General features: G+C 36.5%; 26 protein-coding genes. 25 read left to right on the forward strand and 1 reads right to left on the reverse strand.

Annotation, left to right across the window (positions count from 1 at the left end; translation table 11 throughout):
* Positions 1-540: HD-GYP domain-containing protein (locus QZR70_RS02985; RefSeq protein ID WP_295793016.1), on the reverse strand; the 540-nt coding region annotated here is incomplete at its 3' end.
* A 905-nt stretch (positions 541-1,445) separates the two neighbouring features.
* On the opposite strand from QZR70_RS02985, the gene QZR70_RS02990 reads away from it, so the two are divergent.
* From QZR70_RS02990 to QZR70_RS03110, 25 genes are all read left to right on the forward strand, one after another.
* Positions 1,446-2,252: a basic amino acid ABC transporter substrate-binding protein gene (locus QZR70_RS02990; RefSeq protein WP_105089102.1), complete on the forward strand. Its 807-nt coding sequence runs from the start codon at positions 1,446-1,448 to the stop codon at positions 2,250-2,252.
* 11 nt (positions 2,253-2,263) lie between these two features.
* Positions 2,264-2,920 carry an amino acid ABC transporter permease gene (locus tag QZR70_RS02995; protein ID WP_105089103.1) on the forward strand — a complete coding sequence of 219 codons (657 nt, stop codon included), beginning with the start codon at positions 2,264-2,266 and terminating at the stop codon, positions 2,918-2,920.
* Complete coding sequence (locus QZR70_RS03000) at positions 2,917-3,636, forward strand: amino acid ABC transporter ATP-binding protein (protein ID WP_005386848.1); 720 nt, start codon at positions 2,917-2,919, stop codon at positions 3,634-3,636. The genes QZR70_RS02995 and QZR70_RS03000 overlap by 4 nt, the downstream gene beginning before the upstream one ends.
* Positions 3,637-4,160: 524 nt before the next feature.
* Positions 4,161-4,358 carry a cold shock domain-containing protein gene (locus tag QZR70_RS03005; protein WP_005386847.1) on the forward strand — a complete coding sequence of 66 codons (198 nt, stop codon included), beginning with the start codon at positions 4,161-4,163 and terminating at the stop codon, positions 4,356-4,358.
* 241 nt (positions 4,359-4,599) lie between these two features.
* The gene (raiA, locus tag QZR70_RS03010) at positions 4,600-5,127 is read left to right on the forward strand and encodes a ribosome hibernation-promoting factor, HPF/YfiA family (RefSeq protein ID WP_005386845.1); all 528 of its coding nucleotides are present in this window, start codon (positions 4,600-4,602) and stop codon (positions 5,125-5,127) included.
* Between the two features lie 216 nt (positions 5,128-5,343).
* Positions 5,344-7,779, forward strand: a complete 2,436-nt coding sequence (gene secA / locus QZR70_RS03015) for a preprotein translocase subunit SecA (RefSeq protein ID WP_126413452.1) — start codon at positions 5,344-5,346, stop codon at positions 7,777-7,779.
* A gap of 121 nt (positions 7,780-7,900) precedes the next feature.
* Positions 7,901-9,008 (forward strand): peptide chain release factor 2 gene (gene prfB, locus QZR70_RS03020; protein ID WP_295793020.1). Its coding sequence is split into 2 segments (ribosomal slippage): positions 7,901-7,957 and positions 7,959-9,008, totalling 1,107 coding nucleotides; the frame shifts between segments, so codons are not numbered across the junction.
* An 8-nt stretch (positions 9,009-9,016) separates the two neighbouring features.
* Positions 9,017-9,712 (forward strand): LmeA family phospholipid-binding protein, encoded by a 696-nt coding sequence (locus QZR70_RS03025; protein ID WP_295793022.1) that lies wholly within the window; start codon positions 9,017-9,019, stop codon positions 9,710-9,712.
* Between the two features lie 12 nt (positions 9,713-9,724).
* Positions 9,725-11,767, forward strand: coding sequence for a DUF5693 family protein (locus QZR70_RS03030; protein WP_295793024.1), 2,043 nt, complete (start codon positions 9,725-9,727; stop codon positions 11,765-11,767).
* Positions 11,760-12,860 (forward strand): polysaccharide pyruvyl transferase CsaB, encoded by a 1,101-nt coding sequence (gene csaB / locus QZR70_RS03035; RefSeq protein WP_295793027.1) that lies wholly within the window; start codon positions 11,760-11,762, stop codon positions 12,858-12,860. Before QZR70_RS03030 ends, csaB begins: the two co-directional genes overlap by 8 nt.
* A gap of 33 nt (positions 12,861-12,893) precedes the next feature.
* Positions 12,894-13,730: a transketolase gene (locus tag QZR70_RS03040; RefSeq protein WP_119206736.1), complete on the forward strand. Its 837-nt coding sequence runs from the start codon at positions 12,894-12,896 to the stop codon at positions 13,728-13,730.
* A complete protein-coding gene (locus QZR70_RS03045) occupies positions 13,730-14,662 on the forward strand; it encodes a transketolase family protein (protein WP_005386832.1) in 933 nt (310 codons plus the stop codon). The genes QZR70_RS03040 and QZR70_RS03045 overlap by 1 nt, the downstream gene beginning before the upstream one ends.
* 14 nt (positions 14,663-14,676) lie before the next feature.
* Positions 14,677-15,363 carry a cell division ATP-binding protein FtsE gene (gene ftsE, locus QZR70_RS03050; RefSeq protein WP_119206734.1) on the forward strand — a complete coding sequence of 229 codons (687 nt, stop codon included), beginning with the start codon at positions 14,677-14,679 and terminating at the stop codon, positions 15,361-15,363.
* Positions 15,353-16,240 carry a permease-like cell division protein FtsX gene (gene ftsX / locus QZR70_RS03055; protein ID WP_005386828.1) on the forward strand — a complete coding sequence of 296 codons (888 nt, stop codon included), beginning with the start codon at positions 15,353-15,355 and terminating at the stop codon, positions 16,238-16,240. The genes ftsE and ftsX overlap by 11 nt, the downstream gene beginning before the upstream one ends.
* A 5-nt stretch (positions 16,241-16,245) precedes the next feature.
* Positions 16,246-17,436: a murein hydrolase activator EnvC gene (locus tag QZR70_RS03060; protein ID WP_295793030.1), complete on the forward strand. Its 1,191-nt coding sequence runs from the start codon at positions 16,246-16,248 to the stop codon at positions 17,434-17,436.
* Between the two features lies 1 nt (position 17,437).
* Positions 17,438-18,577, forward strand: coding sequence for a S41 family peptidase (locus tag QZR70_RS03065; protein WP_295793032.1), 1,140 nt, complete (start codon positions 17,438-17,440; stop codon positions 18,575-18,577).
* A 17-nt stretch (positions 18,578-18,594) separates the two neighbouring features.
* On the forward strand, positions 18,595-19,866 hold the full coding sequence (gene obgE, locus QZR70_RS03070; RefSeq protein ID WP_005386821.1) for a GTPase ObgE: 1,272 nt from the start codon (positions 18,595-18,597) through the stop codon (positions 19,864-19,866).
* Between the two features lie 8 nt (positions 19,867-19,874).
* Entirely contained in the window at positions 19,875-20,159 is a 285-nt protein-coding gene (gene yhbY, locus QZR70_RS03075; protein ID WP_005386817.1) for a ribosome assembly RNA-binding protein YhbY, read from the forward strand.
* A 67-nt stretch (positions 20,160-20,226) separates the two neighbouring features.
* Positions 20,227-21,348 carry a glutamate 5-kinase gene (gene proB, locus QZR70_RS03080; RefSeq protein ID WP_227721312.1) on the forward strand — a complete coding sequence of 374 codons (1,122 nt, stop codon included), beginning with the start codon at positions 20,227-20,229 and terminating at the stop codon, positions 21,346-21,348.
* Between the two features lie 9 nt (positions 21,349-21,357).
* On the forward strand, positions 21,358-22,617 hold the full coding sequence (locus QZR70_RS03085) for a glutamate-5-semialdehyde dehydrogenase (RefSeq protein ID WP_295793034.1): 1,260 nt from the start codon (positions 21,358-21,360) through the stop codon (positions 22,615-22,617).
* Between the two features lie 139 nt (positions 22,618-22,756).
* A complete protein-coding gene (nadD, locus tag QZR70_RS03090; RefSeq protein ID WP_119206729.1) occupies positions 22,757-23,371 on the forward strand; it encodes a nicotinate-nucleotide adenylyltransferase in 615 nt (204 codons plus the stop codon).
* 3 nt (positions 23,372-23,374) lie between these two features.
* The gene (gene yqeK / locus QZR70_RS03095; RefSeq protein WP_295793036.1) at positions 23,375-23,944 is read left to right on the forward strand and encodes a bis(5'-nucleosyl)-tetraphosphatase (symmetrical) YqeK; all 570 of its coding nucleotides are present in this window, start codon (positions 23,375-23,377) and stop codon (positions 23,942-23,944) included.
* 12 nt (positions 23,945-23,956) lie between these two features.
* The gene (locus QZR70_RS03100; RefSeq protein ID WP_295793038.1) at positions 23,957-25,078 is read left to right on the forward strand and encodes an LCP family protein; all 1,122 of its coding nucleotides are present in this window, start codon (positions 23,957-23,959) and stop codon (positions 25,076-25,078) included.
* Between the two features lie 12 nt (positions 25,079-25,090).
* A complete protein-coding gene (gene rsfS, locus QZR70_RS03105; RefSeq protein WP_005386808.1) occupies positions 25,091-25,453 on the forward strand; it encodes a ribosome silencing factor in 363 nt (120 codons plus the stop codon).
* Between the two features lies 1 nt (position 25,454).
* Positions 25,455-26,327, forward strand: coding sequence for a S1 RNA-binding domain-containing protein (locus QZR70_RS03110; protein ID WP_295793040.1), 873 nt, complete (start codon positions 25,455-25,457; stop codon positions 26,325-26,327).
* Positions 26,328-26,359: the final 32 nt, after the last annotated feature.

A 26,359-nucleotide genomic window follows, 5' to 3' on the forward strand; every position in this document is an offset into this window, starting at 1 on the left:
AAAGAGTTCTTCTTTTGCTTTAGCTTTTGTTTTCGCCCAAAATTCAGTAGAAGGATTAACTGTTGTATCATAGTAATCTGCTACAGCAATGATTCGAGCTCCTAATGGAATATTAGCACCTCGTAAATGTTTTGGATAACCAGAGCCATCCCATTTTTCATGGTGGTAACGAATATAAGGCAAGATTTGTTGGCAGCAAGGGTAGTTTTCGATCATATTCGCACCACTTGCAGCATGTTGCTTATACTTGGACATTTCTTGTTTATTAAGATATGGAGATTTTTGGATTAATGCATTAGGTACCATTAATAATCCTACGTCATGAAGTAATGCTGCATGGCGAATTTGTTCAATTTCATTTAATGGTAAACCCATTTTAGCAGCAATACTAACTGCATAGTTTGAAACTTGGATAGAATGAGTGTACAGATGATAGCTTTTCATTTGTATCATCTGCAAAAGCTGAGCGCTAATGGCTTCTAAACTGTCCTTCTCCAGTTCGTACAACCCAGATGGTTGCATTAATGATAACATAAACATAATAAACCCCTTTAACTAACATGTAGAACATATGGTACAACCCCTCGTACTTATGTTCATATCGTACAACTTTAGGCCGTTCTTATTTAATAGTATACAAATTATACACCATAAATAATATTTTGTGTATGATACGTATGTTCTATTATACATGTTGTATTCATATTTGGCATACTAAAAATAATTGACATTTTAAGAATGTACTAAATATAGTACCTAGAAAAACTAATTTTATAAATATTAAAATAATATGAAGAATATTTTAGGTTTTCTATGACAATTTTCTATACATACCAAAAAAGGGGTTGCAAAATTTATTCTCATTTCAATGAGAACTGAACGATGCTATGTTCGGAAATATAATTTAATCGTTAGGCCTTATTTATTTTAAGAATGTATATATAATTATAAATCTAGACATGTATAGTGTTATTCTTTATAATACGTCTATACGGGTCTGTGGTTGAAAGTCGATGCCAGTCGCAGGCGAAACGATCCACATAAGCAACCCAAGGGGTTGTGAGCATGGTGCGGCTTAGGTGTAAGTCCTGCCGGTAAAACCGAGAGGGGTAGTAGTGGGGAGTCTCGGACTTATGAGCGAACCCTCCAGCAGGCGAGTGTGGGGGCAAAGACCAGGTCAGCCGTATGCGGGCACATGAGGCTTTTCTCATGTGCTTTTTTCTTTTTATACATCTGTATATTTAAAAATGGTGAAAATACCGATTCTTATGGGAAAGTTTTTATACATTATTGTTATAAATATACAATCAGTGTATAAAAATAAAATATAAATATAGTGATTAATTGATATTTAGGATGATTCTATACAAAATTATTGACATAATTATACTAAGTGGTATACTAGTGGAATAAAAATAGTTAGTTTAGTAAATGAGGATGATTCGATGTTAAATAGCAAGTTAAAAAAATTAATCATTGGTGGTTGTATGTTAGTAATGGCCGGTACTGTAATTGGCGGTTGTGGATCTTCTACACAAACAACTTCTAATAAACTCATTGTTGGTACTAATGCCACATTTGTACCATTTGAATTTAAAGATGAAAAAACTCAAGACTACACAGGCTTTGATATTGATTTAATTCGTGCCATTGGTAAACGTATCAATAAAGATGTAGAGCTTAAGAATGTTGCTTTTGATGCTTTGATTCCAGCTTTAAATACACATGATATTGATGTAGCTGCATCTGGTATGACGATTACCAAAGCTAGAAGTGAAAAGGTATTATTCTCTTCTCCATATTATGAAAATGCCCTTGCTGTAGTATATAAAGATGGCGCAAATATCACATCTCTTGACGATCTTAAAGGCAAGAAAATTGCTGCTCAACTAGGTACTACTGGTGCAGATTTAGCCCATAAAATCGAAGGTACTACTGTAAAAGAGTTTGACCATAGTAATGAAGCTTTGTTAGAATTACAAAATGGTGGTGCTGATGCAACTGTTATTGATTTGCCAGTGGCTCAATATTACAGTACTAAACATCCAGATCAACATATTAAATTTATGGCATATCCAAATACAAAAGAATATTTGGGCTTAGCAATTAATAAAGATAATAAAGATTTACAAGAACAAATCAATAAAGCAATTGCAGATATGAAGGCTGATGGTGAATTTAATACATTATATAAAAAATGGTTTAATGTAGATGCACCTGCTGATATGCCAGTAGTGGTAGAATTTAAATAATAGGAGAGATCATGAGTTTTAATTGGGGGTTAATTGCGGATAATTTACCGCTCTTATTACAAGGTGCACTTGTAACCGTAGAAATTACAGCTATGTCTGTTGGCTGTGGTTTCTTTATCGGTTTATTAGTAGCCTTAGCAAATTTATCTAAATTTACTGTAGTTAGATTATTAGCAAAATGTTATGTAGATATCATTCGTGGTACACCGTTATTGGTACAAATCTTCTTGATTTATTTTGCTTTGCCAATGATTACAGGACAACGTATTGATCCATTTATTGCAGCTGTTACCGCATGTAGTATTAACTCTGGTGCATATGTGTCTGAGATCTTCCGTGCTGGTATCCAGTCTATCGATAAAGGTCAAATGGAAGCAGGTCGATCTCTTGGTTTAACTTGGGGTCAAACTATGCGTTATATCATCATGCCTCAAGCTTTCAAAGCAATTATCCCACCATTGGGTAATGAATTTATTGCTATGTTGAAAGACTCCTCATTGGTTTCTGTAATTGGTTTCGAAGAATTGACACGTCGTGGTCAATTAATCATTGCTAAAACGTATGCATCCTTTGAAATCTGGGGTACAGTTGCTGTTATTTACCTTATTATGACAGTAACAATTTCACAATTAGTTGGTTACCTTGAAAGGAAATATAGCATTAAATGATTAAATTAGAAAATGTACATAAATCCTTTGGTAAAAATGAAGTATTAAAGGGCATTGATTTACATATAGAAAAAGGTCAAGTTGTCGTTATAATTGGTCCATCTGGTTCTGGTAAAAGTACAGTATTGCGTACTATGAACTACTTAGAAGAGCCTACATCTGGTAAGGTAATTGTAGATGGTATGGATCTTTCTGATAAGTCTAAACTCAATGAAGTTCGTGCTGAAGTAGGGATGGTATTCCAAAACTTTAATCTTTTCCCACATATGACTGTAATGGAAAATTTAACATTAGCTCAAACTAAGGTTCGTAAAACTTCTAGTGATGAAGCTAAGAAAATCGGACAAGCTTTACTTGATCGCGTTGGGTTAGGAGATAAAGCTAATGCATATCCTGATTCCTTATCTGGTGGTCAAAAGCAACGTGTTGCTATTGCCCGTGCCCTAGCGATGAAACCAAAAGTTATGCTATTTGATGAACCTACATCTGCACTCGATCCAGAAATGGTTCGTGAGGTTCTAGATGTAATGAAGTCTCTCGCAGAAGAAGGGATGACGATGGTTATTGTTACTCATGAAATGGGCTTTGCTAAAGAAGTAGCTGACCGCGTATTATTCGTTGATGGTGGATTAATCTTAGAAGATGATACTCCTGAAAAGGTATTTGATGCTCCAACAAATGAGCGAACAAAATTGTTCTTGTCGAAAATTTTATAATAATATTTTCTAACATAAAAGGAAGTAAGTTCTGAAATTCAGAGTTTGCTTCCTTTTTTTTGTATTTTTAAAGATAACCAAATTTGTAGATATTAAATTTCTTAATATATGAATCGATTTATATCTATTAATATATTTGATGACTTATTTTATCCGTATCTGTTCAACCCTTGTAAATAAGCGCTTTTAGGCTTTTCTTAATCTATAAAATACGATTATCGCCATAAATATTTGTGATATATAAATATTTTATACATATATATTTTGGAGTAATAATTTTTAATTCATATAATTTTATGATTATAAAATTATGTAATAATTTAATGTGCTGTTCGGAAATATTTATAATATAGATAAATAAAGGTTTTAAAGTAGTTTTTAGGGGATGAATTATCAATAAGATATATTTGTATATTCATTAAAAGCGTTAATATTATTGTTTGATATTTTATACATGCTGTGTTATGATACAGATATAGAGCAAGACAGTAAGACAAAAAATATATTTTTAGGAGGAAATTACCATGTTAGGTAAAGTAAAATGGTTTAGCGCAGAAAAAGGTTATGGTTTTATTGAACGTGAAGACGGTAGCGATGTATTCGTACATTACTCTGCGATCCAAGACGAAGGCTTCAAATCTTTGACAGAAGGTCAAAATGTAGAGTTTGATATCGTTGATGGTAACCGTGGCCCTCAAGCTGCTAACGTTGTAAAAGCGTAATAACATACCAAAAAATACATAAAAGCAACATATAAAGAAACTCCGATATCGCATGATATTGGAGTTTTTCGATTGTTACTGGAAATAATATTTATAATTCTGCAAAAAATATAAAAATTCTTTTGAAAAAAAGAGGAGTTTTATACCTTGATGTAGAAATACTAAATATAACACGAGAGATAAGTAAAAAATTACTACACACTCGTATCTCGTGGATGATTTTTAGAAAGGGTGTTGACTTATGAAAGTAGCAATCAGAGGTAAAAACATTGAAGTGACAGATGCTCTAAGAGCATACATCGAAAAAAGATTGAGCAAATTAACTCGTTACTTCGATGATGAGTTAGATGCACAAGCGGTTTTATCCGTTGTTAAAGATAAATCTACTGTTGAACTTACATGCTTCGTTGATAAGATCGTTCTTCGCGGTGTAGAAACAAACGATGATATGTATGCAGCTATTGATTTAGTAATAGACAAGATCGTACGTCAAATCCATAAACATAAAACTCGTTTAGCAAAACGCTTCAAAAAACAAGAAGCTTTCCATCCTGAAGCTTTAGCAGCTCCTGTAGAAGAGGAAACTATCGAAGTTGTAAAACGGAAACACTTTGCAGTACGTCCTATGGATGTAGAAGAAGCTATCTTACAAATGAATCTTATTGGCCATGACTTCTTTATGTTCTTCAATGCTGAAACAGAAGCAATGAACGTAGTATATCGTAGACATGATGGATTCTATGGTTTGATTGAGCCAGAATTACAATAACCTATAATATCGGCTGACAATAATCCTAACTCCTTTCTACTTTTTAAATCAGCCGATTATTATATCAAGGTGGATGACCATTTTGAGTCATCCACCTTTTTTATAAAATGCTATAAATAATCGTGAAATGCCTTGAATTCTTTGACTATTCAAGGCATTTTCGTTATAATAAATTAGATAAAATAATGTAAGATGTCCTATAGAGGAGTGATTTGTTTGTTAAGCTTTTTACAAAGGCTATTAGGCAATAATAACGCAAAAGAAATTAAAAAAATGCGTGCTATTGCTGATCATATTAATGAAATTGAACCGAATTATGTTAAATTAAGTGATGCTAACTTAGTAGCAAAAACCGATGAGTTTAAACGTCGTTTGCAAAAAGGGGAAACGTTAGACGACATTTTGCCAGAAGCATTTGCTGTAGTTCGCGAAGCATCTAAACGTGTGTTAGGCATGCGTCATTTTGATGTGCAGTTGATCGGTGGTATTTGCCTTCATAGAGGTAATATCGCAGAAATGCGTACTGGCGAAGGTAAAACATTAGTTGCTACATTGCCAGTATATCTAAATGCATTGACAGGTAACGGCGTACATGTTGTTACAGTAAATGATTATTTGGCTACTCGCGATAGTGAACAAATGGGTCGTTTATATAACTTCTTAGGCCTTTCTACAGGTCTTATTGTGGCTAATCTCGATTATAACCAACGTAAAGAAGCATATGCATGTGATATTACATATGGTACAAATAATGAGTTTGGTTTTGACTATTTGCGCGATAACATGGTATCTGATGTATCTCAAATGGTACAACGTCCATTGAATTACGCAATTGTCGATGAAGTTGACTCTATTCTTATCGATGAAGCGAGAACTCCATTAATTATTTCTGGTCCTGGTCAACGTTCCACAGATAATTACTACAAGTTAGCTAAAATTGTTCCTCATCTTGTAAAAGATGAAGATTATACAATTGATGAAAAACAAAAGACTATTGCACCTACTGATTCTGGTATCGCAAAAGTCGAAAAAATGCTTGGTGTTGAAAACTTGTATGATGCAGAAAACATCGAGTTAAACCATCTACTTGGTGCATCTTTACGTGCTTATGCTATGATGCATCGCGATACTGATTACGTAGTTAAAGATGGTGAAGTTGTTATCGTCGATGAATTTACAGGTCGTTTGATGTTTGGTCGTCGTTATTCTGATGGCTTACATCAAGCTATCGAAGCTAAAGAAGGCTTGAAGGTTGAACGTGAAAGTCAAACATTGGCTTCTATTACATTCCAAAACTATTTCCGTATGTATAAAAAGCTTGCTGGTATGACTGGTACAGCTAAGACTGAGGAAAAAGAATTCATCGATATTTACGGTTTGGAAGTATTGCCTATTCCTCCAAATAAACCATTAGCCCGTGTAGATTTGCCAGATCAAATCTTTAAAACTAAGGCTGCTAAATATCGTGCCGTAGTACGTAATGCTGTAGAACGACATCAAACTGGTCAACCTATTTTGATTGGTACTACATCTATTACACAATCTGAAGAGCTTTCAGATATGTTATTACGTGCAGGCGTACCACATAAAGTATTGAATGCTAAACATCATGAAAAAGAAGCTGAAATTGTTGCCAATGCTGGTCAAATGGGCATGGTAACAATTGCTACAAACATGGCAGGTCGTGGTACTGATATTACATTAGGTGAAGGTGTACCTGAATTAGGTGGCTTGGCCATCTTAGGTACTGAACGTCATGAAAGTCGCCGTATCGATAATCAGTTACGTGGTCGTGCTGGTCGTCAAGGTGACCCAGGTTCCTCTCAATTCTTCTTATCTTTAGAAGATGATTTGATGCGTATCTTTGGTGCTGACAATATTACAGGCATTATGGATAAACTTGGCATGGAAGAGGATGAACCTATTGAGCATTCTTTGATTACTAAATCTATTGAACGTGCTCAAAAGAAAGTAGAAGATCATAACTATAATATTCGTAAATATGTACTCGAGTATGATGATGTTATGAATCAACAACGTGAAGTATTATACGAACAACGTCGTCGTATTTTACGTAATGAGTCCTTACGTGACACAATCAATGAAATGATTGATAAACTTGTTACTGAATCTGTAGATGCTTATGCAGATGAGAAATTATATCCAGAAGAATGGGATTACGAAGGTCTCTACAAGCACTTGAGTCAATATTTCTTAACCGAAGATATTATGACTCCTCAAGATATGGAAGAATATAGTCGTCAAGAATTATTAGAACGCTTGCTTGAAATTGCTCATGCTGAGTATCAAGATCGCGTTGATATGCTTGGTGATGCTATGTTTGGCCAACTTGAAAAGGCTATTATGTTGCGCGTTGTTGATAACAAATGGATGGAACATTTGGATAATATGGATATGTTGCGTGAAGGTATCGGCCTTCGTGCATATGGCCAAAAAAATCCATTGGTGGAATATAAATTTGAAGCCTTTGATATGTTCCAAAACATGATTGCTGCTATCCAAGATGAAACAATCATGGCGTTGTACAAAATTCGTGCACAATTGATTCAAGAAATTGAAGAACCAGTTGACCACTTAGAAGGTGCACAACCCCATCATGAAGATGTGTTGGAGCCACAAAACATAGATTAAGATTTGTGAATGGCACGTTGCTCAATGGGATTTCCTTCTGGGCAACGGCCATTTTTCTATTTTATTAAGGTGATAGTTTATCGATGTAATAAGCTAATAAGTTAAAGGTGGTGAACATAAATTGTTAGAAGATTTAAAACCTATTATTTCTAATCTAGAAGAACGTATTTATGGAATGAGGGATTCACTTTAACATCGCTCAGAAAGAAGATCGAATCTTTACACTTGATGTGCAAATGAGCGACCCTACATTTTGGGATGACCCAGACAAGGCTCGTGAGATTTCTCAAGAAGCCACACAATTGAAAAATGCTGTAGAAAGCTATAAACAACTTGTTAGTGATATTGAAGATGCTAATGTAATGCTTGAGATGGCAATAGAGGAAGATGATTGTTCTCTAGAAGGTGAAATCAAGGATTATGTTCAACAAATAGAAGAAACTGTAGAGAAACAAGAAGTTCTTTTATTGCTTAGTGGTGAATATGATGCTAATAATGCGATTTTAACATTCCATGCCGGTGCAGGTGGCACAGAGGCACAAGATTGGTGTTCCATGCTAATTCGCATGTACTTGCGTTGGGCTGAAAAAGCAGGATTCTCTATTGAATTGATGGATGAACAACCAGGTGATGAGGCGGGCACAAAATCTGCTACATTTTTAATTAAAGGTGAAAATGCTTTTGGTTATTTGAAATCTGAAAAAGGTGTACATCGTTTAGTACGTATTTCACCATTTGATGCTGCTGCACGTCGTCATACATCCTTTGCTGCTGTTGATGTAATGCCGGAAATTGATGATACAGTAGAAATTAATATTGATATGAAAGATGTACAAGTAGATACATATAGAGCTAGCGGTGCTGGTGGTCAGCATATTAATAAAACTGATTCTGCTGTACGTATGACGCATAGACCAACAGGTATCGTAGTACAGTGTCAAACTCAACGTTCTCAAATGCAAAATAGGGAACAAGCATTACGATTATTGCGCGCCAAATTATTTGAATTAGAATTAGAAAAACAAGCAGAACTTAAAGAGCAAATTGGTGGTACCTATCAAGCGATTGAATGGGGTAGTCAAATTCGGTCGTATGTATTCCACCCATATAATCTCGTTAAGGATCATCGCACAGGGGTTGAAACAGGGAATGTACAATCCGTTATGGATGGTAATTTAGATCAATTTATGGAAGGTTTCTTGAAAAAAGAAGCGAATTTAACAATTTAGGAGTTCTTATGAAAAAGTTTTTACTATTCCTATTAGTGCTGATTATTGCTTTAGCAGCAGCAACTCAATTTTTATTACCTTCTTATATTAGTTCCCGTATTGAAAAACAGTTAAATGATTCACTAAAACCATCTGCTCAAACGGTAAATGTTGAGTCTCAACCAGGATTTAAATTACTCTATGGTGAAGCTGATCATGTATATGGTTCTTTAGATGATGTAAAACTTGGTAAATTAAACTTTGCAAACTTCAATTATGATGCAACACAAATTCTTGTAAATCCAATTTCATTATTGGCTAGCCAAGAAATTGATGTAGTAAGTGTAGGTAGTTCTAGTATCGAAGGTACTGTAACTAATGAAGATTTGGCTAAATTCTTAAGCACTCAAGCTGGTAGTGAAATTCAAGATGTAAAAGTAAACATCAATAAAGATAACATCAGCTTAACTGGTAACATGAATGTTGGTATGGTATTTAAAGGTTCTGTTAAATTAGATGGCAACTTAGAATTAAAGGATAATACTTTACTATTTGCACCTAAAAAGTTCACCATTAATGGTGCTACTATCCCAGGTTTGACATCTAATGTATTAGAGGCTACAGAAGTTTATAACTTTAATAACTTCCCAATTCCTGTGAAAGCTGAAAGCTTAACTGTTGATAATGGTGAAATTCACATCAAAGTTAAACCTGTACTTAATTAGAAAGGATTTATCGTGAATCATCGGAATACACAAAAAAGTAAGTACTCTTGGATTCTAATACTCTGTATTATAGTGGGACTTGTATCCTCTTTATATTTAGTATTTGAACGCCATCAGATTGAAAAATCTCAAAATCATATTGAAAATATCGTAGATTATGATGCTGTTCTAAGAGCTAATGCCTTTGAAAAGCGTAGTCAACAAGAGGCTTTTGATGCACTTCGTAATGCAGGTGTAACAGCATTTGCCATTTATGATCGTACCTTAGAAAAAGCTAAAGATGCAGGTCAAGTTAAGGTGTTAAGCTCCGAAGAGATGGATGCAGTGCGTATTAATGGGGCATCCGTTAAACATGGTGCAACCTATGTAGCATTAATTTCAGGTAAAGAAGGCTATTATAAAGAAATTCGCGAAGACTTGTATCATCGTATTGGTAAAGATAAAGTTAAAGAGCTTAATACTAGTATTGGTCCGGTCCTTGAATTATATGGTGCTACCGCTGATAGCTATCTAAAAATGAATCTTGGTATTTCCAAGCTACAAGCTCAAGAAGTTGCTAATCGTGGATTTAATGTTATAGTTCGTCCTACAAACTACAGAAATGTAACATCAGATGACCTCCAATATGTGTTTAAGCGTCTTGAAGGAATTCCACATGTAACAGGTATGATCTTTGCTGGTAAAGAGGCCCTAGGAGCTCCTGATTTAACGGATGAAACATTAGAACTATTACATAAGAATCATATTCCTCTAGTTGGTATTGAAGCCGTTAACCAACTTCAATATGAGCCACAACAAGGTTTTTTGGAAATGGCTGCTAAAGATAATTATAGTGTGGGCCGTGTATATACAATTGCTAAGGATGAATTAAAGAAAATCACTCCAGAAGAAGCAGCTCAACGATTCTATATTAGTGATATTGAACGTAATATTCGTTTTAACTTATTCCCTATGTATGAAACAGGTGTAAACAATGAAACAGTATTACAAACAACTATTAACTATATTGGGATGACCACTGAAAAATTATCTACTAAAGGTTATGAATTCGGTCCTGCTGATATTTATCCTCCTTATACGCCAAATCCTTTATTAGTAGTCATCACAATGATTGGTGCTATTGCGCTATTCGTTTATGTTGCTCAAATGTTAGTTCCAATGCGTAAACATACACAATTGGTAGCATTCTTTGGCATTTCCCTTGTATCTGTAGTATTATTCATCATTACAAGTGGTACATTGATTACTCAAATCTGGGCTTTATCTAGTGCTATTATGGCTCCTGTAGGTGCCATGATTCGCTTGATGGAGGAATGGCGTCGTTATGATGGAGCTCGTCCATTAGGTGCTATTAAATCTACTGTATTAGCAGTGCTTTATCTCGTAATTGCTGCATTATTTGCGGCTATTGGCGGTATGTATATTGCATCTTTATTAGGAAATACGAAATTCTTTATGGAATTTGCTATCTTTAGAGGTGTTAAGTTAACATTTGTACTTCCAATTGTATTGGTGATCATCGCGTACTTACAACGTTTCCCTTTGTGGAAAGGTCGTATGATTAACTCTAAAGAAGAAGCAAAGAAATTTGTAGTTGAATTCTTAACAATGGATGTTAAATTTTACGTATTCTTTGTAATGGCTGCTCTTGGTGGCGTGGCATGGGTATTTGTTGGCCGCAGTGGTCATACAGCAGGTGTTCCTGTACCAGGATTTGAACTTATGCTTCGTCGTTTCCTTGAAAATACATTGTATGCAAGACCTAGAGAAAAAGAGTTCATTATTGGTCACCCAGCATTAATGTTGGCTACGTTTGCATTCTTACGTAAATGGCCTACAGTAATCCATTTCTTATTAACTATTGCAGGTGTTATCGGCATAGCTTCAATGGTTGAAACATTCTGTCATATTAGAACTCCTGTATTCATGTCTATTATGCGTGGATATGATGGTTTATTAATTGGTGCTCTCTTAGGTTTGCTTCTTATCATTGCTGTACGTTTCATGATGTATGTAACACAATGGTTCCAAGCGCGGGAGGTTGACCATGAGTAATATTGTTATCTCTGGTTATTATGGTTTTGGTAATGCTGGCGATGAAGCAATGCTTTGTGCCATTATCGATGCCATTCGCAAAGAGGAAGCAGATGCGCATATTACGGTTATTTCTGGTAATCCTACAGAGACAAGCAAAAAACATAACATTCATGCAGTGGGGACATTTTCCGCATTTGGTATTTTAAAGGCAATTGCCAATTCTGATTTAGTGATCAGTGGTGGAGGCAGTCTTTTACAAGATGCTACAAGTATTCGTAATACATATTACTATTTAAGTATTATGGCTTTAGCTAAAATGATGGGAAAAAAGGTAATGCTTTACTCTCAAGGTATTGGGCCTTTAAATCGTCCCTCTACACGAAGAGCTGTTAGCTTTATATTGCGATTTGTGGATACCATTACAGTTCGTGATTCTATTTCAAAATCTGAATTAGAGTCCTTAGGAATTAAAGATGTAGAGGTTACAGCTGATGCTGTTTTGGCTATGCAACCGACAGATTTGTCTATTGGTAAACGTATTTTAGAAGGCTATACATCTAAACTACCTAAATCTATAGAGAATCCAAAACGAATTGGTGTTGCTGTTCGTAGTTGGAAAGATGATACAGAATATCGTGAATCATTAGCCAATGTGTTGAGCCGATTACAAGAGCAAGATGAGGTAGAAATTATTTTTATTCCTATGTCTCATCCAGAGGATACAAAAGAAGCTAAAATTATCGCTAGTTATATGCCAAAGGGGGCTATTGTTCTTGAAGGCCCATTCTCTACAGAGGAACAAGTATCCTTATCGGGGAATGTGGATCTAATGATTGGTATACGTCTTCATGCTCTAGTATTTAGCTCTTTAATGGGGAAACCTGTTATTGGTATTTCCTACGATCCTAAAATTACAAGCTTCTTACATATGATCGGTCAGGAACCAATAGGAACAATGACACATCTTAGAGAAGAGGCGCTATATCAGCGATGTCATAAGCTCTTAAATTCCAGAGAAGAGTATCAATCCTCTTATGATCGTATTGAAGCATTGCGTTTAAACTCTCAACGCAATGCAGAAATCGCTATTTCATTACTTAAAGATTATTAATATATTGGATCCAATCCAGAAAGTGAGGTCTCTATGGCTACATTAACACAAGATGTTAAACAACTAGTTCAAGAGAAGGCAAAAGCTATTCGCGTTAGTATTGTTCAGTCTGTAACGGCAGCAAAATCCGGTCACCCAGGTGGTTCTTTATCTATCGCTGATGTGATGGCCTTGTTGTACTATGTAGAAATGAATGTAGATCCAGCAAATCCAAAAGCTCCAAATAGAGATCGTTTTGTCCTTTCTAAAGGTCATGCAGCTCCTGCTTTATATGCTACATTGGCTGAAAAAGGTTATTTCCCTAAAGAAGAACTTTTGAATTTACGTAAAATTGACCATATGTTACAAGGCCATCCTGATATGAAACATACTCCTGGCGTAGATATGTCTACAGGTTCCTTAGGCCAAGGCATTTCTGCCGCATGTGGTATGGCATTGGCAGGCAAAATTGACAATGCTGATTATCGCGTTTACTCCATTTTAGGTGATGGCGAGCTTGAAGAAGGTCAAGTATGGGAAGCAGCAATGTTTGCTGGTCATTATAAACTCAATAATTTGACTGCTTTTGTTGATTTTAATGGCCTTCAAATCGATGGTGATATTACTAAAGTACTTTCTCCATTGCCAATTCCTGAGAAATTTAAAGCTTTCAATTGGAATGTTATTGAAGTCAATGGTCATGATCTTGATGAACTTCATAATGCTATTGAATCTGCTAAAGCTTTCACAGAAGGTCCAACTTGTATCGTAATGCATACTGTAAAAGGTAAAGGCGTAGCTGAAATGGAAGGCCAAGCAGGTTGGCATGGTAAAGCGCCTAGTGCAGAGCAAGGTGAAACCTTTGTTAATGAAATTATGGGGGTACAATAATGGGTAAAGCAACACGTGAAGCATATGGTAATGCGTTAGCTCGCATTGGTAAAGAAAATACAAATATTATCGTATTAGATGCAGATTTATCTAAATCTACTAAAACTGATACATTTAAAAATGTCTGCCCTGATCGATTCTTTAATGTAGGTATTGCAGAACAAAACTTGATTTCTGTTGGTGCCGGACTTGCAGCAGCAGGCAAAATTCCATTTGTTTCTTCCTTTGCTATGTTTGCAACAGGTCGTGCATTTGAACAAATTCGGAATGCTGTATGTTATCCAAAATTGAATGTAAAAGTATGTGCTACTCATGCTGGTATTACTGTAGGTGAAGATGGTGCTACACATCAAAGCTTGGAAGATATTTCTTGTATGCGTACTTTACCTAATATGACTGTAGTAGTACCTGCAGATGAACGTGAAACAGAAGCAGTAGTTGAATGGGCTGCATCTTATGAAGGTCCTGTATATGTTCGTTTAGGCCGTGCTGGTGTAGATGATGTAACTGCGGAAGGTTATACATTCGTACCTGGTAAATCTACTACATTAGTAGACGGTTCTGATGTAACAATTATCGCTTGTGGTGCCTTGGTTGGACCTGCTGTTGAGGCGGCTAAAACATTAGCTGAATCTAATGTGTCTGCTCGGGTTATCAATATGGCTTCTATTAAGCCTATCGATGCAGAGGCAATTGTAAAAGCAGCTACTGAAACAGGTGCTATTGTAACAGCAGAAGAACATAATATCATTGGTGGTCTTGGTTCTGCTGTGTCTGAAGTTGTTGTGGCTAATAAGCCTGTTCCTATGGAATTCGTTGGTGTCCAAGATACATTTGGGGAGAGTGGTACACCAAAAGAATTGATGGCTAAATATGGTTTGACAGCAAAAGACATTGTAGAAGCAGTAAAACGTGTAATCACTCGTAAATAATCAAAGGGGATCCCATGATTGAATTTAAGAATGTTAGTAAAGTCTATGATAATGGTTCTGTTGCATTAGACGATGTGTGTTTAACTATAAATGAGGGCGAATTTGTCCTCATTTGTGGTCACAGCGGTGCAGGGAAATCAACTCTATTTAAATTGTTAACTCATGAAGTGGTACCTGATTCTGGTACTGTCATTGTTGATGATTTTGATGTTACGCGTATGAAGCGTAGTAAAATTCCAAAATTACGTAGAAAACTTGGTGTTGTATTCCAAGATTTCCGTTTATTACCAAACAAAACGGTATCAGAAAATATTGCCTTTGCTCTTGAAGTAATTGAAGAAAAACCAAAGGTAATTAAGGAAAAGGTGAGTCATGTACTAGAGCTTGTTGGCTTGTCTGATAAAGCAAATGATTTACCAGAGGATCTATCTGGTGGTGAACAACAACGTGTTGCTATTGCTCGCGCTATTGTAAATCGTCCATCTGTACTCATTGCTGATGAACCGACTGGTAACCTAGATCCTGATACAAGTAAAGGTATTGTAGATTTGTTTAAGCATATCAATAATTTTGGCACAACTGTTATTATGGTTACCCATAATATGGATCTTGTTTCGTATTTAAATAAACGTGTTATTCGTCTTAAAGATGGTCGCGTTCAAAGTGATAATATGAGAGGTGCAGAAATTAATGAAGCCTAGAACATTGAAATACTTTTTTAAAGAAGCCCTCAAATCTATGAAGCGTAACGGTCTTATGACGTTAGCATCTATTTCTACAGTGGCTTTATCTCTATTTATGCTTGGTGTATTCCTTTGCGGTGTTATCAATCTAAATAACATGGCATCTAGTTTAGAAAACCAAGTTCAATTGAGTATTTATTTAAAAGATGGGTTAACAACTGACCAAATTATGGCGGTAGGTAAGCAAATTAAAGCTATACCAAATCTTAAGCATTTAGAGTTTGTTAATAAAGAGCAAGCTATGAAGGAATTCAAAGCACGCCTCGGTGATCAACAACAATTAGTAAATGCATTAGGTGATGTAAATCCATTGCCAAACTCTTATGTATTAACCTTTGATAACCCAAGTGATGTTAAGGCTACAGCTAAATTAGCCACTACATTCCAAGGTGTTGAAAGTACACATTATGGTCAAGATATTGTAGAAGAACTATTCCGCATTACTCAAGTAATCAGAATTGGTGGTATTGTATTAATCGCATTCTTAGCAGCAGCTACATTATTTATCATTTCTAATACAATTCGCTTGACTGTATTCGCCCGTCGTAAAGAAATTGCCATTATGAAATATGTTGGTGCAACCAATGGTTTTATTCGTTGGCCATTCTTGATCGAAGGTATGTTATTGGGCTTAGTAGGGGCTGTAATTGCCGTACTTTGTGTAGGTGAGTTTTACCATTTCATTACCATGGAAGTTTCTGAGTCCTTAGCATTCTTCCCATTAGTACCAATGTTCCCATTCTTCTATGATGTGGCTATCTATATTCTAGGTGGCGGTATTATAGTCGGTGCTATTGGTAGTACGATTTCTTTAAAACAATACATGAAGGTGTAATGTTTATGAAATACAACACAATCAAATCTCGCCTCGTAGCAACAATTTTAACAGGTATGGTGGTACTGGGAACACCACTATATATCGTTGCCGAAGATGAGGATTTAACGAATCAATTAGATTCAATTCAACAACAAGTTAATCAACAAAACTCTATCAAAGCTGATGCAGAAACTGTCATTGTAAGTGTATCTGAACAGTTGCGACAAATTGAAGAGCAACTACGTCAGGCTCAACAACAGTTAGAATCTATTCAACAACAACGTGTGGCCGTTGAAAATGATATTACTGTTAATGAAAAGTTACTCGCAGAAGCACAAAAACGCTTAGAAGGACGAGAATCTGTATTTTATAAGCGTGTACGAGATATTTATATCAATGGACGTCTAAGTTATTTAGATGTTGTCATTGGCTCTAAAGATTTTAGCGATTTTGCAAATCGATTAGAAATCTTAAAACGCATCATTGATTCTGACATCAAGTTAATCGATGAAATTAAAAAAGAACGTGCTGAAATTGCGGCACGTAAACAGGCTCTTGAGCAATCTCGAGCTAAGCTAGTAGAGCTTGAAAAAGCTGCTGTAGCAAAACAAGCTGAAATTGAACAAAAGAAAAAAGAACGGGAGGTAGTTCTTCAGAAGGCACAAAATGATCGTGCTACTGCAATGCAAGCAGTGGAAGAACTTAATGCTTCTTCCGCTCAAATTACAGCATTATTGAAAGCTCGCCAAGCTGAACGTGCGGCAGCTCGTGCAGCAGCAGCGGCAGCTGCGGCTCAACAGTCTGCACCAAGCTACTCTTGGGTACAAGGGTCTGGTCAACTTGGTTGGCCTGTAAGTGGTGAAATTACTTCACCATATGGTTATCGTACACATCCAATTTGGGGTACAACGATTTACCATTCCGGTATTGATATTGGTGTTGATGAAGGTACACCAGTTCATGCTGCTGATGGAGGTACTGTTGTTTGGTCTGGTTGGATGGGTGGCTATGGTTACGCTGTAGTTATCGACCATGGTAATGGTATGTCCACCCTTTATGGCCATAATTCTGAGCTTGCTGTCTCTGAAGGACAAGATGTATCTAAAGGTCAAGTTATTGCCTATGCTGGTAGCACTGGTAATAGTACTGGGCCACACGTACATTTTGAAGTTCGTATAAGTGGGGATCCTGTTGATCCTATGGGATATTTATAATATGAAATTTGATACACGTACGGTGTTATGGAGTCTATTGAAATATATAGGCTCCGGCATCGTTATTATGTGGCTTACGTTTTGGTACTTATCTGGTTCATTCTGGGGATTACCAAGACTATTTGTAGCCTACTATGCTGCGAGTCAAGTCTTTATGACACCGATGTCTAAAGCGACCCTTTATGATGGTATGCTTAAAGGCTTAATTGGCTCTTTGGGAGAGCCCCATAGTATTTATTTAGATGCTGACGAATTTAAGTCCATGAAAATGCAAACATCTGGCACTTATGCAGGTGTAGGCATGGTTCTTGGTCATGATGATAAAGGTTTATATGCAGTTAGTATTATGGAAGATCAACCAGCTTTCAAAGCGGGCATAAAACCTGGTGATCATATTATTGCTATTGATGGTCAATCCACAAGCGATATTACTGTAGAAGATGCATCCTCTCGAATTCGCGGCGAGGCTGGTACCGTTGTTGCCCTTGATATAGAGCGTAATGGTGAAAAATTGCACTTTGATATTACCCGTGAATCCATTGTGTTACCTACTGTTAAAAGCAAAATGCTCACAAGTACAGTAGGGTATATTCGTATTAGTCAATTTGCTGAAAATACGGCTGATGATTTTGAAACACAATTTAAAGAATTGCAAGCTCAAGGTATGAAGGAACTAATTTTAGACCTTCGAGATAATCCTGGTGGGTTATTATCTACTACAGAAAAGATTTCTAACTATATTATGCCTCCAGGAACATTAGTAACCGTACAAAATAGAGCTGGGAAAAAAGAGGTTTATAAGTCTAATGGTCCAGACGTAGCTATGCCATTAGTAGTTCTTGTTAACAAAGGGTCTGCTAGTGCATCTGAAATTATAGCTGGTGCTATTCAAGACCGTAAACTAGGTACTATTTTAGGTACTAATACATATGGTAAGGGTACAGTTCAAACAATTTACCCTAGCCTTGATAATGAAGGTGTTAAGGTAACTATTGCTAAATACCATACACCAAATGACCGTGTTATTGACGGCATTGGTATTAAACCTGATGTAGAACTGGATTTACCAAAAGGTGTAAATCCATCTAGTACATTAGATGATATTCAAATTAAAAAAGCATTAGAGTTATTACAGCAATAATGCATAGGAGTTAAAGTATGTTTATAGATAGAGCGCGTGTCTTTGTTAAGGCCGGTGACGGTGGGGACGGCATGTCTAGCTTCCGCCGTGAGAAATACGTGCCAAATGGCGGCCCTAGTGGCGGCGATGGTGGTAAAGGGGCAGACGTTATATTTAAAGCGGACAAGAATATTAATACTCTTGTAGACTTTAGATATAAACGTCAGTTTAAGGCACCTGCTGGTGGTAATGGTGAAAGCTCCAATAAGCATGGTCGCGGTTCTGAGCCACTTATTATCCCGGTTCCGTTGGGCACTGTAATTAAAGAAGAAGAAACAGGTAAAATTTTCTGTGACCTCGTTAACGACGGTGATACGTTTGTTATTGCTAAAGGTGGTCGTGGTGGCCGTGGTAATGCACGCTTCCAAACAAGTGCTAATCGTGCACCTACATTTGCAGAAAAGGGTGAACCAGGTGAAGAGTTCTGGTTACAACTAGAGCTTAAAGTATTGGCAGATGTTGGTCTATTAGGCTATCCATCTGTTGGTAAGTCTAGTATTTTACGTAAGGTTTCTAAAGCTCAACCAGAGGTAGCTGCTTACCACTTTACTACATTGACACCTGTACTTGGGGTAGTAACAATCTCTGGAGACCGTAGTTTTGTATTAGCCGATATTCCTGGTCTTATTGAAGGGGCTAGCGAAGGTGTTGGCCTAGGGCATAACTTCTTGCGTCACGTAGAACGGACTAATATTTTAATTCACGTCCTTGATGTATCTGGTATGGAAGGTCGCGATCCAAAGGTTGATTTTGATGCTATTAATGAAGAACTTCGTAAATATTCTGAAAAATTAGCCAATAAAAAGCAAATTGTTGCACTCAATAAGATTGATATGGTCTTTGATGATACAACAATTCCTGATACAAAAAAATATTTTGAAGATAAAGGATATGAAGTATTCCTTATCAATGCATTAAGCGGTGAAGGTTTACCAGAGCTCATGGAACGCGCTTACTACTATGTAGAAAACTATGAACCAGAACCAGAAGCAACTGATGATACAGTTGTATACGAAGCAAAACCAGATGTAGAATTCGTTATCACTCGTGGTGATGATGCTGCATTCTATATTACAGGTAAACGTATTGAACGCTTAGTGGCAATGACAAACTTAAGTGATGATCAATCTCTTCGTAGATTCCAACGCATTTGGCGTTTTATGGAGCTCGATGCTAAATTGAAAGAAAAAGGTTGTAAAGACGGTGATGAAGTTGTGATTGGCGATCAACGCTTTACATTCCAAGAGTAGGAGTAATAATGACAGGAAAACAAAAACGGTATTTACGTTCTTTGGCAGCAACAATGCCACCAGTGGTTCAAATTGGTAAAAATGGTTTAGAAAATAGTGTTATTGATAGTGCTCGCGCAGCATTAATGGCTCGTGAATTAATCAAGGTAAAATTACTCAACAATAGCCCTGAAGATAAGACGATTTTCCAAGAGTTAGCTGATATGCTTGGTGCTGAATTAGTCCAAGTTATCGGCTTTAACGGTGTATTATATAAAGCTAAAAAAGAACCTAAAATTATTCTACCTAAATAAATCGTCATATTACTAACATGTATTATATGGGGGTCTACATAACCTGTTAGCCCTAGGAGGTTATTCTATGCGCAGTGCTATCATCAACGCAAAAAGAATAGTAGTTAAAGTAGGCAGTAGTACGCTTTGTTATGCTAATGGTCATTTAAACCTAGAACGCATTGAACGATTAGTACGCCAACTATCAGATTTAGCTAACCAAGGTAAAGAGGTTATCCTCGTTTCTTCTGGTGCAACAGGTGCTGGACTGGCCCCTTTAGGATTTAAGGAAAAACCTAGAGACCTTGTATTAAAACAAGCTGCTGCAGCAGTAGGACAAGGCATCCTTATTCATATGTATGAGCGTATGTTTCGTGAATATGGTCGTACAGTAGGTCAAATTCTTTTAACAAAAGAAGATAGTACTGGTCGTCATAGTTATCTTAATTTACGTAATACATTACATACGTTATTGCAACTCAATGTTATTCCTATCATTAATGAAAATGACGTGGTTGCCATTGAAGAATTTAAAATCGGAGATAATGATACTTTATCTGCTACCGTAGCAGGTATTGTAGATGCTGATTTGCTCATTATTTTGTCTGATATTGAAGGATTATATACAGCTAATCCAGCTACTCATCCAGATGCTACATTAATAGAAACAGTTTCTGAAATTACTGATGAAACCTATGCTATTGCAGGTGGAGCAGGATCTAACATGGGTACTGGTGGTATGTATACTAAAATTAAAGCGGCTCATATGGCTACAAACTCAGGCGTACCGATGGTAATCACATCTGGTGAAGTGGAAGATTCTGTTCGTCGTGTATGTAAGGGCGAACAAATTGGTACTCTCTTTGAAGCGCATGATGCTGGGCTATCAGGTAAACATCATTGGCTTGCCTTTGGTAAACGATTGAAAGGGTCAATCACTATTGATGATGGTTGTGCACGTGCTGTATTAGATAAAGGGGCAAGCATTTTACCAGCTGGTATTATTGATGTAGATGGTTCATTTGGACCTGGTGATACAATTTCTATTTATCATGATGGTAAAGAAATTGGCCGTGGACTTATCAACTATGGCATCGAAGATATGAAGGCCATTAAAGGTCATAATACAAATGATATAGCTCAAATTTTAGGTATTAATACAACCTATGATGAAGCAGTACATCGTAATAATCTAGTTTTATTACATTGAGGATATCCTATGAACCAGTATGAAGAAATTTGTAAAGATATGGGTCAAAGAGCTAAAGCGGCATCCTTTGAATTAGCTCAAATTGATCAAGGTACATTAGATTCTGCATTATTAGCAATCGCTGATGCTGTAGAAGCACAAGCCGATGAAATTATGGCTGCTAATCAGTTAGACTTAGATAAATCTGGTGATTATAATGTGCCTCAAACCATGATAGATCGATTAACATTGACACCTAGCCGCATTTCTCAAATGGCTGAAGGTGTTCGTCAAGTAGCTGCTCTTGAAAGTCCAGTTGGTTCAGTTCTAGAAACAATTACACGTCCTAACGGTTTGACTATTGAAAAAAGAGCGGTACCTTTTGGTGTCATTGGTATTATTTTTGAAGCTCGTCCAAATGTAACAATTGATGCTGGTGTGCTTTGTTTAAAAACATCGAATGCTACGATACTGCGTGGTGGTAAGGAGGCCTTCCATACCAACCAAATTATCGTAACTATTATGCGCAATACCTTAGAATCTTTAGGAATTACGCCAGATGCAATTCAACTTGTTGAAGTTCTAGATCGGGATATGGTTGGTGTATTATTACACCAACGTGAATATATTGATGTCATCATTCCTCGTGGTGGAGCTGGACTTATTCGTCGTGTTGTAGAGGAAAGTAGTATTCCTGTTATTGAAACCGGTAGTGGTGTGTGTCATACATATATAGATGAATATGCGAATCTCGATATGGCATTAGAAATTGCAATTAATGCAAAGGTACAACGTCCGTCTGTATGTAATTCTATGGAAACATTGCTAGTACACCAAGCGGTAGCCGGTGAATTTTTACCACGTCTTGATATGGCTCTACAAGAATATGGCGTTCGCATTCACGGTGATATAGATGTAGCTCAATATATGGAGAATACAATTCCTTTAACAGAGGATTCCTTCCATACCGAATATAACGATATGGACTTAAATGTACGTATTGCTGAAAATCTTGAAGAAGCCATCAATCATATTAATTGTTATTCTACACATCACTCTGAGGCTATCGTAACAGATGAACCGATGCGTGCAAGAGTATTCATGAACTTAGTAGATTGTTCTACTGTGTATCATAATGCTTCTACGCGTTTTACTGATGGTTTTGAATTTGGTTTTGGTGCTGAAATCGGTATTAGTACTCAAAAGCTCCATGCTCGTGGGCCAATGGGATTACAAGCACTAACATCATATAAATACTTTGTATTTGGAGAAGGCCAAGTTCGAAAGTGAAGACAGTATATTACTTAATAAGGGCATACTACAGATATATTCAGACCCCAAAAGGTCGATACGAATGGATATCCTATGGAAAAGCACTGCTCTTATTTATCATTATTTGTGTCATTGTCATTAAGGGTGTGACATTATTATGGTAGAGAAACGTCGTATAGGTATCATAGGTGGAACATTTAATCCTATCCATTTAGGGCATCTAATGATTGCTGAGGTGGCTTGTGAAAGTTTTAACCTTGAGAAGGTTATTTTCGTGCCAGCACGGATACCACCTCATAAGCAACATGATGTAATAGATAGTCATCATCGATATGCTATGACAGCAGCAGCCGTGTCAGATAATCCAAATTTTGAAATTTCTGATGTAGAGATGCGTCGTGAAGGCCCTTCGTATACAGTTGATACGATACAACATTTTAAGGTTATATATGGACCAAATGTTGAATTTTACTTTATAGCTGGAACGGATACAATTCGTGCGTTGCCAACGTGGAAATTTATTGAGGAATTATTAGATGAGGTCCACTTTATTGGTGCTACAAGACCTGATGGATCTAGTGCAATTGATGAAACATTAGATATTTTAGGACCAAAAGCACGAGAAAAAATACATCTTATGGAGGTTCCTGAGATGAAATTATCTGCTACGTATTTGCGAGAGCGGTTACGTTCTGGAAAAACTGTTCGGTACATGTTGCCTAAATGTGTAGTGGAGTATATAGAAGAAAACCATATTTATGGGAAGGAATAAAGGATGTTATCATTTGATGAAATACAAGTTAGCGTGAGTCAATGGTTGACCAAAAAACGTTTTAAGCATACTCTTGGCGTTGTTGAATCAGCCACTCATTTAGCTGAGCTTTATGGCGTTGATGTGGAAAAGGCTAGATTAGCCGCATTGTTGCATGATTGTGCAAAGGAGCTTCCGCTGAAGGAAATGCAAAAGCTAGTTAGTGCTGAATCTTATGAGGCTGATCAAGAATTATTAAGCAGTGGTAATCTTTTACATGGGCTAGCCGGTATGATTCGTGCTAAACAAGAATTTTCCATATCTGATGCTGATGTTTTGGAAGCCATTAGAGTTCATACGACTGGTAAGATACATATGTCTAAATTAGATAAAGTTATATTCTTAGCAGACTATATAGAACCTAATCGAGATTTCCCAGGTGTTGATGAATTGCGTAAAGTGGCAGAACAAAATTTAGATAAAGCTGTATTGCTTGGTTTTGATAACACTATTATTCATCTTATTGAGCAAAAACAATCTATTTATCCTTTGACCATTCTTGGTCGTAATGATGTGTTACAATCTTGTAAATAATGGAGTTTATATATGGAAGAACGTGAACGGGCAAGAGCTCGCCGTCGAAGAAGACGACGTCAACAAAAGTCATCTGTTAAATGGCCTAGAATTATATTAGCTATTATTGTTGTAGTAGCATTACTTGGCGGTATAGGATACGGTCTATATACTGGCGTATCTTATGCATATAGAGCTATTGTAGGTACTACCGAATCAACTGATGCATCTGGAGATAATGGAAATAAACAAGATGGTAATACTGTATCTGTAGAGCAAAAAGGCTTAGATAAACCATTATATATTCTTGTTGTCGGTACTGATGAGAATAATCCAAGTCAAAGTGATAGCTTATTCTTGTTATCTATTAATTTAGATCAAAAGACTATGGATGTTATTGGTATCCCTAGTAATAGTAAAATTGATAACAGAGATCAAACTGATGCAACAATGCTCAATAGCATCTATGAAAAAGGTGGTATTGATTTAACAAAAGCTGTTATCGAAGATATGTTCCATATATCTATACCATATTATGTTGTAGTTAACCAAAATGCTTTCAAAAAAACGAATGATGTATTAGGAAATCAACAAATCTATGTAGAACAAACTATGGAACACGTGGATGCAGACGGAAATAAAGATATAGATTTGCAACGAGGTTATCAAACATTAGATAGTGATAAAGCATTGGCTTATTTACGATATTCTGATCCAAAACATGATACATTTACACGTGTACAACGACAAGAACGCTTTTTAAAACTATGGGTAGAAGAAGAGCATAATGCATTCTTCTTAACAAATGCATGGCATATTTGGCGAATTTGGGATCATTATGATAGTAATATTTCTACATTAGATGCTATTAAGCTTGTGTATAATGCTAGCAAAATCAATAAGGAAGAAATCCATTTCTACATTCTTCCTGGCGAAAAAGAGCTAGTAGGAGATATGACATATTGGAAGGTAAATCCTACTGAAGCACAACGATTAGTAGGCATTACGATGGGAAATTTACCAGCTAATGAAATGACACAATTTGTAACAGCTCCAACTAATAATACAGCCAAGGTTGCACCAGAATCGGAACATAATGGCGGGACTATTACAAAGCCAACAGAACCTGGTGATGAGAGTAGTAAAAAACGGTAAAAGGGGAATAGTATGAAAAATAAAGAAGAAATTAAAGAAATCGTATTACAATTAGCACAAGCTGCTTTCGATAAAAAAGGTAGAGATATTGAAATCCTCGATTTAGAAGGTGTATCTATGTTAGGTGATTACTTCCTAATTGCTAGTGCGAACAATATCAAGCAATCTCAAAGTATTGCTGATGAAATGGAAGATAAAGCAGCAGAATTGGGCATGACAGTCAACCACAGAGAAGGTTACCGTGAAGGGGAATGGATTTTACTTGATTTTGGCGATGTTATTTGTCATGTCTTTGGTGGTGATGAATTGCGCGAATTCTACGGTTTAGAAGAATTGTGGAATGATGCAGTTCGAGTTCCATTTGAAGGAGTATAATATGGCTACAGAATTGTTGGAAAATACAATTGCCACATTAAAAGTATTGCGTACTAGTGACCAAGGGGCCTTTCTAGATGGTCAAACAGGCAATACAAATGATGATATTTTGCTTCATAAGGATCAACAAACATCTCCGGTTGCTATTGGTGATGAGGTAGAGGTATTTTTATATCGCGATCCAAAAGGACGTTTAACTGCTTCTATGCGATTGCCTGCAATGAAGGTAGGTCAAATTGGCTATGTTGAGGTAATCAACACTACAAACTTTGGCTGTTTCGTTGAGGTTGGCACTGAACGTGGTATCTTTATGCCCCATGCTGAGATGCGTGGACGTCCTCAAGTTGGTGAAAAGGTTTGGGTTCGCCTATATACTGATAAATCTGGTCGATTTGCAGTATCTATGGATGTAGATGATGAAATGCGTCGTGCTTCTAAGGCCGCTACAGAGGCTAAGGTAGGACAACTAGTTAAGGGCGCTATTTATAACTTAACTAGTGATGGGGCATTCTTTATTACTCCAGAACGATGGATAGCCTTTTTACATCGCTCAGAAATGACGAGAAAACTAAAGGTTGGGGAGATGGTTGAAGGTCGCGTTACCTTTAAACGTGATGATGGCCGAATCAATGTATCTATGCGTCCTACCAAGGAAAAGGCCCTCATATCTGATGGAGATATTATTATGGAATATCTTCTTAACCGTGGTGGTAAGATGCCGTATAGTGATGAATCTTCTGCTATGTTGATTAAAGATAAGTTTAACATCAGCAAAGCCGCGTTTAAACGTGCTTTAGGGCATTTGATGAAAGAGAAAAAGATTGTTCAAGATGATGGTTGGACATTATTAAGGCGGGAGCATCCGCAGATTTGAATAGTGGGGTTATCCTCTGAATAATAAAAGAA

The sequence above is a fragment of the uncultured Veillonella sp. genome, from assembly GCF_900545205.1.
Classification (GTDB): domain Bacteria; phylum Bacillota; class Negativicutes; order Veillonellales; family Veillonellaceae; genus Veillonella.